Here is a 10,356-nt window from a genome sequence, read left to right as displayed (position 1 = left end):
AGCACCCAGCCCGGCAAACCCAGATCAACTCAAGGCCTACTCGCGGATTCGGGTCTGACGGCCTCGAATCGGGCGTTATGGTTCCATAATTGCGAAGGGTCAGGAGCGGCGCTTGAGGTAGTCCGCGACCACCTCGGCGCCGAGGCCGTCGAGCGTCGGGTTCACCACCCGGCCGCCCACCCGCTTGGCCACGTCGTCCATGAACACCGCCAGGCGCGGGTCATCGCCCAGCACGAAGAACGTGAACGTCGCCTCGAGCGAGGCCAGCTTGTCGAGCTCCCCGATCGTCGCCCGCAGGGTGTACGGGCTGGGCGGGTAGTCGAAGTAGGCCTCGCCGTCGGGCTCGAGGTGCGCGGTCGGCTCGCCGTCCGTGACCACGAGGACCACCGGGGTGGCGTCGGAGTTCTTGCGCAGGTGCTGCCCGGCGAGCAGCAGGGCGTGGTGCAGGTTGGTGCCCTGCGCGTACGCCCCCTCCAGGCCCACCAGCTCCCCCAGCTCCACGGACTGCGCGTGCCGCCCGAAGGTCACGAGCTGCAGCGCGTCGCCGCGGAACCGGGTGGAGATCAGCTGGTGCAGGGCCAGCGCGGTGCGCTTCATCGGCACCCACCGGCCCTCGGCGACCATCGACCACGAGGTGTCGACGAGCAGGGCGACGGCCGCCCGGGTCCGCTGCTCGGTCTCGACGATCTCCACGTCGCTGACGTCGAGCGCCCGCGGGTCGCCGCCCGCCCTCCGCAGCTGGGCGTTGAGCAGCGTCCGCGGCACCGACCACGCCTCGGTGTCGCCGAAGGCCCACGGCCGGGTCTGCCCGGTCGCGTCGCCCGCGGCCCCGGCGCGGCGGGTGTCCCGCTGCCCGGTGCGACCGGACAGCTGCTCGGCGACGTCGCGCAGGATCGACTGCCCCAGCCGGCGCAACGCCTTGGGCGACAACAGCAGCGACCCGTCGGCGGCCCGCTCGAACAGACCCTGCCGTTGCAGCTCGAGCTCCAGCTGGGCCAGGGTGCGGGCGTCGACGCCGGCCTGCTCGCCGAGCATCTCGGTGAGCGCGTCGAGGTCGATGTCGTCGAGCCGGGCGCCCGGGTAGCTCTGCGAGAGCTGCTCGGCGAGCGAGTCGAGCTGCCCCAGCTCCTCCAGGGCCCGGGTGGCCTCGCCCATCCCCATCGGGTTCTCCCCGCGGAAGCGGCCGGCGCCCTCCCAGTCCTCGCCCGGCCGCATCGCCTGCAGCTGGGCGTCGAGCCGGGCCATCTGCTGGGCCAGCCGCGGGTCGCCGAAGGCCTGCTGGGCCAGCTCCATGAGCTCCGCGCGCTGCTCGGCGGACATCGAGTTGAGCATCCGCTGCGCCGCCGCGGCCCGCTGCGCCAGCAGGTCGGCCAGCTCGTCCGTGTTCTGCGGGTTCTCCGGGAAGAAGTCCCCGTGCTTGTCCATGAACTCGCGGAACTCGTCCGTGGTGTCCTGGCCCTGCGCGTGGTGCTCGAGCAGGTCGTTGAGATCCGACATCATCTCGTGGATCCGCTCGACGTCCTCGGGCGTGGCGTTCTCCATCGCCTGCTTCATGCCCTGGAAGCGCTGGTCGAGCATCTCCCGGCCGAGCAGGTCGCGGATGTCCTCGTAGGCCTGCCGGGCCTCCGCGGACCGCCAGTCGTACTCGGTGAGCTCGCGGACCGCGCCGCCCGTGTCGTTCGGCAGTGCGTCGAGCTGCATCTCGCGGAACCGGGCGTCGTCGGAGTCCTCGTTGCCCAGCGCCTCGCGCTCGGCGTCGAGGGCACGCGCCAAGAGCTCGCGGACCTCCTGCAACGTGCCGTCGAGCCGGTTGTCCCGCTGGAGGTCCCGGCGGCGCTGCCAGACCTGGCGGGTCAGGTCGTCGAGCCCGCGGCGGCCGTCGAGCCCGCGGCGGAGCAGCTCCTGCAGCGCCTGGCGCGGCGAGGAGCCCTCCATGACGTCCCGGCCGATCTGGTCCATCGCCGAGCGGATGTCGAAAGGCGGGGCGAGCGGGTCCGGGCCCCCGGCGTAGGGGCCGTAGGCGTAGCGGAGCCTTCTCCTGCGGGGATCAGCCATATTCCACCGTGTCGCCGTCGTCGGTCTCGTCCTTGGCGAGCTTGCGCGTGAGGAACAGGTACTCCAGCGCCAGCTCGGCGGCGGACGCCATCGGGCCCGGGTCCTCGGTGCCCTCGGCCCCGAGCCGCCGGGCCACCTCGGTCAGGGAGTCGACCGTCGGCAGCTTGGCGACGACCTCGGCCGCGGGCACCCGTTCGCCGGTGCGGACCCGCCGGGTGGCCACCTCGTCGGCCAGCTCGCCCAGGTCGACCCCGCGCAGCGCGAACCGGGCGGTGTCGGCGACGGACCGGCGCAGCAGGTGCTCGAGGACCTCCTCCTCGCGGCCCTCCTCGCCGGACTCGAACTCGATCTTGCCGCGGAGCACCGCGGGCACGGCCTCGAGGTCGACCGGCCGGGCGTAGGCGCGGGCCTCTCCGGTCAGCGCGGCTCGGCGCAGCGCCGCCGCGGCCACGGTCTCCGCGGCCGCCACGGCGAACCGGGCGGACACGCCGGAGCCCTGGTCGACCGCGCTCGACTCGCGCAGGTGCCGGGTGAACCGGGCGACGACCTCGATCAGGTGCCGCGGGACCTCCGCGGACAGGTCGGCCTCCTGGAGCACCAGCGCGACCTCGTCGGACACCTCGAGCGGGTAGTGCGTGCGCACCTCCGCGCCGAAACGGTCCTTGAGCGGGGTGATGATCCGCCCGCGGTTGGTGTAGTCCTCCGGGTTCGCGCTCGCCACGAGGAGCACGTCGAGCGGCAGCCGCAGCGTGTAGCCGCGGACCTGGATGTCCCGCTCCTCCATGACGTTGAGCAGCGCGACCTGGATGCGTTCGGCCAGGTCGGGCAGCTCGTTGATCGCCACGATGCCGCGGTGCGCCCGTGGCACGAGGCCGAAGTGGATGGTCTCGGGGTCGCCCAGCGAGCGGCCCTCGGCGACCTTGACGGGGTCGACGTCGCCGATCAGGTCGGCGACGGCGGTGTCGGGGGTGGCGAGCTTCTCGGTGTACCGCTCGGAGCGGTGCACCCAGCCGACGGGCAGGTCGTCGCCCAGCTCGGCCGCGCGCCGGATCGTCTCGGGTGCAATGGGTGCGTACGGGTGTTCGCCCAGCTCGGAGCCCTCGACCACGGGCACCCACTCGTCGAGCAGGTTCGCGATCGAGCGGAGCAGACGGGTCTTGCCCTGGCCGCGCTCGCCCAGGAGCACGACGTCGTGGCCGGCGATCAGGGCCCGCTCCAGCTGCGGGAGCACGGTGGACTCGAAGCCGACGATGCCCGGCCAGGGGTCGCGGCCCTCACGGAGGGCGGCGAGCAGGTTGTCGCGGATCTCGGTCTTGACGCCCTTGAGCTCGTGCCCGGAGGCACGGAGGGCGCCGAGGGTGCGGGGAAGATCAGACGGTGGTGTGACGGGCACGGCTTCCACGCTACGCCCGCACCATGATTACCGCGCAACGTTTCGACGTCGTCGCAGGTCAGGGGCGGTACGCGCTCACCCGAAGAGCAGGAGGGTCGGCACGGCGACCAGCGCCAGCGCCCCCAGCCGGACGGCCGCCCAGGAGTACCACGGCAGCGGGCAGGGGTGTGCCGTGATCCGCTCGATCCGGGCGTCGAGGGCGTCCGTGAACGAACTGAGGGCCGCCGCGGGGGCCGACCCGCCGACCGTCTTCAGCGCCCCGACGAGCTCGTGCGGCTCGGAGCGGCAGGCCGCGACGTCGTCCGCCCGCATCTCGATCAGCTCCGCCACCGCGATCTGGGCGCAGACCATCCCGCGCACGAAAGGGGCCGTCGCGCCCCAGGCGACGAAGGGCAGGACCACGAGGTCGTGCCGCTCGCGCAGGTGCGACTTCTCGTGGGCGAGGACCGCCCACACCTCCTCCGGCGACAGCGCCTCCAGCACCCCGGCCGACACCACGAGCCGCGAGCTGCGCCCGGGCAGGCAGTACGCGACGGGTTGGGGATGGTCGAGCACGCGGGTACCGGGCGAGTCCGGCCAGGGCGTGGCCAGCACGTCCAGCAGGTCGCGGTGCCGGCGCCGGGCGCGGACGGTGCGCAGGTACATCGTGCTGAGTACCCACACCAGCCGCCCGCCGACGCCGAGCGCCGCCAGCATCGCGATCAGGTGGACGGCGTCGAGCCGTGCGGGCCAGTGCCCGGCGTTCCACTCCACGACCAGGGTGCCGACGGCGTCGGGGAGCGAGCCGCCGAGCGGGGAGAGCCCGTAGACGACACCCGAGCCGACGAGCGAGAGCCCGCCCGCCAGACCGATCGCCTGCCACACGAGCAGCGCGCCCACGGGGTCGCGCCGGGTCCAGCGCGCCCGGGAGAAGGCACGGCTGACCGGCTCGGCGAGCAGCACGCCGAGCAGGAGGAGGCCGAGCGCCGCGAGCGCCATCGACCCATTGTCCGGGAGGCCCGGCGGGACTAGTCGAGCAGGTCCCGCAACTTGCGGCGCTCCTCGTCGGGGATCGAGCCGAGGAAGCGGGCGAGGGCGGCGCCGCGGTCCGGCGCGCCGTCGAGCGCGTCGTTCATCAGCTCGGCGACGTGGTCCTCACGGCTCGCCGTGGCGCGGTAGTGGTGCGCCCGGCCGTCCCGCGTGCGGACGACGAGCTGCTTGCGCTCCAGGCGGCCCAGCACCGTGAGCACGGTCGTGGTGGCCAGCTCGCGATCGGCGAGCGCCTCCTGCACCTCGCGGGCGGTCAGCGCGCCCCGTCCTTCGTGGGCTGCGGCCCAGAGGACCTCCATGACCGCACGTTCCAACTCACCCAGGCTCGGCACGGGATCGATTCTACTCGACGTAGAACCCGATCTGCGCCAGGACTTAGGGTGTCCTTCACGTGACCTGTACCTCGTCGCCGACCTGGAGGTGGGTGAAGAAGGCCTTCGCGTCGGCCTCGAGGAGCTTCACGCAGCCGGCCGACGGCGTGTCCTGCCGGCCCTGGTGGAAGGCGACGCCGCCGGGGGCGAAGAACACCGAGTAGGGCATCTGGACCAGGTACTCGCGGCTCGTGTACTGCTCGGCCTTCCACTGCACCGAGAAGGTGCCGAGCGGCGTCGGGTCCTCCTGGTCACCGGTCTGCACCTGCACCGGCCCGCGCACGACCGTGCCACCGTCCATCAGCCAGGCCTTGCGCCCGACGACGTCCACGCACGCCCGGGCCGTCGCGGTGCACGGGGTACCGGCGACGCCGTTCGGGTAGGTCGTGGGCGCCTCGCTGCGAGCGCTCGGGTCGGCCGCCGGGACCGCGGCGCCCAGCCGGGTCGGCGCGCCCCGACCGGGGTCGGCGGCCCGCTCCGCCGGCGCGTCCGGCGCGGTGGCCGCGGGATCGGCGGGGTGGGCGGTGTCGGTCGCGTCCTCGTGCGTGGCCCCGGCCGCGGCGTCGGCGTTCTCCGCCGGAGCCGCCGAGGGGGACGGGTCGAACAGCCCGCCGATCGAGGGCACGACCGGCCGGACGTCCGGCCGGGCCGCCGCGGGCCCGAAGCCGACCAGGCCGACAACGAGGGCGATCACCCCCGCCACCACGGCGCCGCTCACCGCGGCGGGGCGTGCCCGCCCGGCCACCCGCCGTCCGTCCTGCCGGACCATCCTCACCTCACCTGCCGCACGTCCTTCCCGGCTCAACGACCGGGCGCCGGGGCGGGTGACGACCCGGGCCGCGCGGGGGTGACGATCCGTCGACATCGAGCCCTTCGGGTGAGACGGGGGCATCACCCTCACGACCACCCGCCCGATCCGACTACCCGGAGTGCCCGGGCAGGACCGAACGGACCAGCGCCGGTGCCGGAGGGACCCGGGCGGTCAGCGGCCCTCGTACGCCGGGACGCGCTTCTCCGATCGTGCCGTCCGGCCCTCCTCGAGGTCCGCGCTGCGCCAGCAGCCCTCGAACGCCTCGGCGAGGAGGCGGTCCTCCTCCCCCAGCTCGACGCGGTCGAGCACCAGCTTGTTGTAGGCCAGGGTGAGCGGCGCGAGGCCGGCCAGCTCCACGGCGAGAGCGCGGGCGTCGTCGAGCGTGCCGAGGCGGTCCACCAGGCCTCGGTTCAGGGCGAGCTCGGCACCCACCGTGTCGCAGGCGAGGAGCAACGCCCGGGCCGTGGCCCCGCCCGCGACCTGCGCGAGCCGGCGGATCGTCCAGGGGTTGACCGCGAGCCCGAGCCGGGCGGTGGGCAGCGCGAACACCGCGCCCTCGGCGGCGACGCGCAGGTCGCAGGCGATGGCGAGCTGCGTGCCGGCCCCGATCGCCGGCCCGTTCACGGCGGCGACCACCGGCACCGGCAGGGAGTGCACGGCGCCGAGGGCGGCGTGCAGCGCGTCCCGGAACCCCTCGCCGTAGACCTCGCCGAAGTCCGCGCCGGAGCAGAAGCTGGTCCCGGTGCCGGTCACCACGACCGCGCGGACCGCGGCCGCGCGCAGCTCCTCCGTCGCCTCGACGATCCGCCCGCAGGTCTCGACGTTGAGCGCGTTGCGCCGTTCCGGCCGGTCCAGCTCGATCACGCCGACCCGGTCCGGTCCGACCGTCACGTTCACCGCCACGTCCACACTTCCCCTCGCCCGCCGACCGACCGGCCGAGATTACGAGGTGCGCCCGCCACGGGCGGGCTAGGGTCCGGCGCATGGCGGAGCAGGGGCTGCGGATGGGCACGCGGGCCGGGCGGTGGGTGCTCCTCACGACCGTCCTCGGCTCGAGCCTCGCGATGCTCGACGGCACCGTGGTCAACGTGGCCCTCGCGGACATCGGCCGGGACCTCGACGCGGGCTTCACCGGGCTCCAGTGGACCGTCAACGCCTACACCCTCAGCCTGGCCTCGCTGATCCTGCTCGGCGGTTCGCTGGGCGACCGCTACGGGCGGCGCCGGGTGTTCGTGATCGGCGTCGTGTGGTTCGCGCTGGCCTCGCTGGCGTGCGGGCTCGCCCCGAACATCGGGGCGCTGGTGGCGGCGCGGGCGCTGCAGGGGGTCGGCGGGGCGTTGCTGACCCCGGGCAGCCTCGCGATCATCTCCGCGTCGTTCCACGGCAAGGACCGGGCCGCCGCGGTCGGTGCCTGGTCCGGCCTCGGCGGCATCGCCGGCGCGGTCGGCCCCTTCCTCGGGGGCTGGCTCGTGGAGTGGACCTGGCGCGCGGTGTTCCTGCTGAACCTGCCGCTCGCCGCGGTCGTCGTCACGGTGGCGCTGCGGCACGTGCCGGAGACCCGCGACGTGGCGGCGGCACGCGGGCTGGACCTGGCCGGCACGGCGCTGGCGGTGGTCGGGCTCGCCGGTCTCACCTGGTCGCTCACCGGGCTGGGCGCCGGCGAGCGCACGGCCGGGCTGTGGACCGCGTTGGTCGTCGGGATCGTGGCGCTCGGGGTGTTCGTGCTGGTGGAGCGGCGGTCCCGGCACCCGCTGGTGCCGCCGGTGCTGTTCGCCGACCGGGTCTTCGCGGCGGCCAACGTCGTCACCCTGCTCGTGTACGCCGCGCTCGGCGCGCTGTTCCTGCTGCTGGTGCTGCAGCTGCAGATCGTGGCGGGGTTCCCGCCGGTCCTCGCCGGTGCCGGGCTGCTGCCCGTCACGGTCGTCATGCTGCTGTTCTCGGCGCGGTCCGGTGCGCTCGCCGAGCGGATCGGGCCCCGGATCCCGATGACCGTCGGGCCGGTCCTCGCCGCGTGCGGGCTGCTGCTCATGCTGCGCATCGGACCGGGGGCGTCCTGGCTGACCGACGTGCTGCCCGGGGTCCTGGTCTTCGCCGCGGGCCTCACCCTCACCGTCGCGCCGCTGACCGCGACCGTGCTCGACGCCGCCCCCGACCGCTTCGCCGGGGCCGCGTCCGGCGTGAACAACGCGGTCGCCCGCGCCGCCGGGCTGCTCGCCGTCGCGGTCATCCCGGGGGTGGCCGGGATCGGCAACGTCGACTACTCCGACCCCGTCGACTTCAACGCGGGGTTCCACACGGCACTGCTGATCGGCGCGGGGTTGCTGGTGCTGGGCGGGCTGGTGTCCGCGGTGACGATCCGCAGCCGGCTGGGCGCGGAGCCCCGGCAGGCCGAACCCGAGCCCGTCGGGCCACCGCTGGAGCGGATCCCGCTCGAGCGCTGCGCGCACTGCGGGATCAACGCCCCGCAGACCTACCCGCGCGACTCCGCCGGCTCCTGAGCCCGGCCGGCCGGGCCGGCGAGGTCGCACGCGAAGCCGACGACGACCTGGTCGATCCGCCGCAGCGGCCGGACCGCGGAGAGCATGTCCCGGCGCAGGCCGGGGTCGTCGCAGCGCGCCGCCCACGCCTCGGCCGCGTCGACCAGGTCCTCGGCGGAGAGGATCCCCTCGGCCCCTGCCGGGCCGCCGGGCCGTAGCAGCTCGCCCAGGCCCGCGATGTTGGCCCGGATGCGCTCGACGACCGGATCGAGCGTCGGCGCCCACCCGGGGACGACGATCCGGTCGGAGAGCCGCGCGAGCGCGCGGGTGTAGTGGTCCACGGCCGTCAGGACCCGCAGGGCGCGCTGGTAGCTGCCGCGTCCGTGCCGCCGGGGCAGCGGGTTGTCCAGTGGTTTGGCCCGCTGGCGCAGCGTCCCGAGCTTCTCGTCCGCGGTCCGCGCGAGCTCGACCGGCAGCCCCGTCGGCGGGCGCCCGGTCAGCCGGTCCACGGTCGCCTCGAGGGCCTCGTCGAGGGCCAGCACGGTGTCGTCGAGCGCCTCGCGGAAGGCCGCCCGGGTGTGCTTGGGGAGCACGACGAGCGCGGCGAGGGCGCCGAGCGCACCCCCGGCCGCCGTCTCGGCCACCCGCAGCACGAGCGTCTCCACCGAGAACTGGCCGATCAGGCCGTAGAGCAGGGCGAGCACCGCGGTGATCCAGAAGGCGAGCAGCGCGACGGAGATCCGGAACAGGTACAGCGCCAGGAAGACGCAGGTGGCCAGCAGGATCAGCGTGGGGATCGGGCGCCCGCCGACGAGGAAGGCCAGCAGCATGCCCGCCACGACGCCGCCGACGGTCCCGAGCAGCCGTTGCCAGCCGCGGGCGAGGACGTCGCCGCGGCTCGCGGTGCCCGCGAAGACGACGAACGCCGCGATCACCGCCCAGTACCAGCGGGCCGGGGAGATCAGCTCGCCCACCACGATCGCCAGGCTGGTCGCGACCCCGACCTGGACGGCCTGCCGGGTGGACAGCGCGATCCGGTCGACCGGGCGGCCGGGCGCGGCCTCGTCGGCCTCCTCGTCCGCCTTCTCGTCGTCGGTCGGCTCGGCCAGGGTGATCGGCGGCGGGACGGCGCTCTCGCGGCCGTCGAGCGCGTCGGCCAGCCGGACGATCGCGAACGCGACCCGCTGCTCCCGGGGCCGCGCGCCGCTGTGCTCGGCCACGAGCTCCTCCACGCTGCCCCGGGCCCCGGCGAGGACCGCGCCGCGCATCGCCTCCGGCGCGCCGGTCGCGGTCGCCGAGGCGATGCCGCGTACCCCGTCGAGCAACGCCTCCCGCACCTCGGGCTCGAGCGCGCCCGGCCGCTCGGGGTCGTCGGCCAGCCGCCGGGTCGAGACCGCGAGCCGTTCGGCGGCCAGCTCCAGATCGGCGACGGCGAAGGACAGCGCGCGCCGGGGATCGTCCTCGCCGGCCTCCTCGGCGGGCCCCTCCCGTTCGTCGCGCAGCTGCTCGATCCGGTCGACGACCAGCAGCATCGTGTCGTTGAGCCGGACGCGGCGGCGGTGCATGTCGGACAGCGCGGTGTCGATGTCCTTCGCGTCGTCCGCGGGTGCCTCGAGGACGTCGATCACGGCCAGCGCCAGGGCGTGCACGTGCGCCCGGAGCGCCCGGAGCAGGCTGTCGAGCACCTTCTCGGGCTTCTCGGCGAACACCCAGCCGCGCAGCAGCCACGTCGACCCGAAGCCGACGGCCACGGCCGCCAGCAGGGCGGGCAGCTGCGCCGGCCGGGCCTGCAGGAACTGGGTGAAGAAGAAGGGCATGAACATCGCCATGCCCAGCGCCATCCCGCGCGGGCCGTACCGACGGACCCACACCGCCACCATCATGACCAGCACGAACACCGTGTCCGAGACGAGCCGGTGCTCGGCCAGGAGCGTGCCGAGGACCGTTGCCGCGGCCGCGGGCAGCACCATCAGCGCGGTGGTGACGCGGCGGCGGTGGTTGTCCGGCTCGTTCACCGACAGGTTGCTGACCATCGCCAGCACCGCCGCGAACACCACCACGGTGACGGGCTGCCCGGTGATCCCCCGGACGACGGACATGAGCACGACGGCGAGCACCATGGCCGCCGTCGCCACCCCGGCGAGCCGCAGCCGGCCCAGGCCGGGGTCCACGCCCGTCACCCAGGTGCGCAGCTCCCCGATCCAGGCCCGCCCGCGCACG

At 74.7% G+C, this 10,356-nt stretch carries 8 protein-coding genes; 1 reads left to right on the top strand and 7 read right to left on the bottom strand.

The genetic code is table 11. From position 1 onward, the window contains the following. Positions 1–99: 99 nt before the first annotated feature. The 6 genes from LWC33_RS01310 to LWC33_RS01285 all read right to left on the bottom strand — a co-directional run bounded on the left by LWC33_RS01310 (position 100) and on the right by LWC33_RS01285 (position 6,562). Positions 100–2,055, bottom strand: a complete 1,956-nt coding sequence (locus LWC33_RS01310; protein ID WP_233302239.1) for a vWA domain-containing protein — start codon at positions 2,053–2,055, stop codon at positions 100–102. Further along, positions 2,048–3,448 carry an ATP-binding protein gene (locus LWC33_RS01305; RefSeq protein WP_233302238.1) on the bottom strand — a complete coding sequence of 467 codons (1,401 nt, stop codon included), beginning with the start codon at positions 3,446–3,448 and terminating at the stop codon, positions 2,048–2,050. Before LWC33_RS01305 ends, LWC33_RS01310 begins: the two co-directional genes overlap by 8 nt. 75 nt (positions 3,449–3,523) lie before the next feature. Next, positions 3,524–4,426, bottom strand: a complete 903-nt coding sequence (locus LWC33_RS01300) for a M56 family metallopeptidase (protein ID WP_233302237.1) — start codon at positions 4,424–4,426, stop codon at positions 3,524–3,526. 29 nt (positions 4,427–4,455) lie between these two features. Then, a complete protein-coding gene (locus tag LWC33_RS01295) occupies positions 4,456–4,809 on the bottom strand; it encodes a BlaI/MecI/CopY family transcriptional regulator (RefSeq protein WP_232868589.1) in 354 nt (117 codons plus the stop codon). Positions 4,810–4,864: 55 nt separating this feature from the next. Next, positions 4,865–5,617, bottom strand: coding sequence for a L,D-transpeptidase (locus tag LWC33_RS01290; protein WP_233302236.1), 753 nt, complete (start codon positions 5,615–5,617; stop codon positions 4,865–4,867). Between the two features lie 213 nt (positions 5,618–5,830). Then, positions 5,831–6,562: an enoyl-CoA hydratase gene (locus LWC33_RS01285; RefSeq protein WP_233302235.1), complete on the bottom strand. Its 732-nt coding sequence runs from the start codon at positions 6,560–6,562 to the stop codon at positions 5,831–5,833. An 80-nt stretch (positions 6,563–6,642) separates the two neighbouring features. Between LWC33_RS01285 and LWC33_RS01280 the strand changes: the two genes are divergently transcribed. After that, positions 6,643–8,157, top strand: a complete 1,515-nt coding sequence (locus tag LWC33_RS01280) for an MFS transporter (protein ID WP_233302234.1) — start codon at positions 6,643–6,645, stop codon at positions 8,155–8,157. Here LWC33_RS01280 and LWC33_RS35705 read toward each other — a convergent pair. Then, positions 8,130–10,355 carry an FUSC family protein gene (locus tag LWC33_RS35705; RefSeq protein WP_233302233.1) on the bottom strand — a complete coding sequence of 742 codons (2,226 nt, stop codon included), beginning with the start codon at positions 10,353–10,355 and terminating at the stop codon, positions 8,130–8,132. The two genes, LWC33_RS01280 and LWC33_RS35705, sit on opposite strands and share 28 nt — an antisense overlap. Between the last annotated feature and the right edge of the window lies 1 nt (position 10,356).

Source organism: Pseudonocardia terrae, assembly GCF_021343995.1.
Classification (GTDB): Bacteria; Actinomycetota; Actinomycetes; order Mycobacteriales; family Pseudonocardiaceae; genus Pseudonocardia; species Pseudonocardia terrae.
Note: the sequence above shows the minus strand (reverse complement) of the source record. Positions and strands in the feature narration are given on the sequence as shown.

Coding starts and splice junctions, on each gene's coding strand:
- LWC33_RS01310 (WP_233302239.1), bottom strand. CDS start 2,055: ATGGCTGATCCCCGCAGGAGAAGGCTCCGCTACGCCTACGGCCCCTAC.
- LWC33_RS01300 (WP_233302237.1), bottom strand. CDS start 4,426: ATGGCGCTCGCGGCGCTCGGCCTCCTCCTGCTCGGCGTGCTGCTCGCC.
- LWC33_RS01290 (WP_233302236.1), bottom strand. CDS start 5,617: ATGGTCCGGCAGGACGGACGGCGGGTGGCCGGGCGGGCACGCCCCGCC.
- LWC33_RS01280 (WP_233302234.1), top strand. CDS start 6,643: ATGGCGGAGCAGGGGCTGCGGATGGGCACGCGGGCCGGGCGGTGGGTG.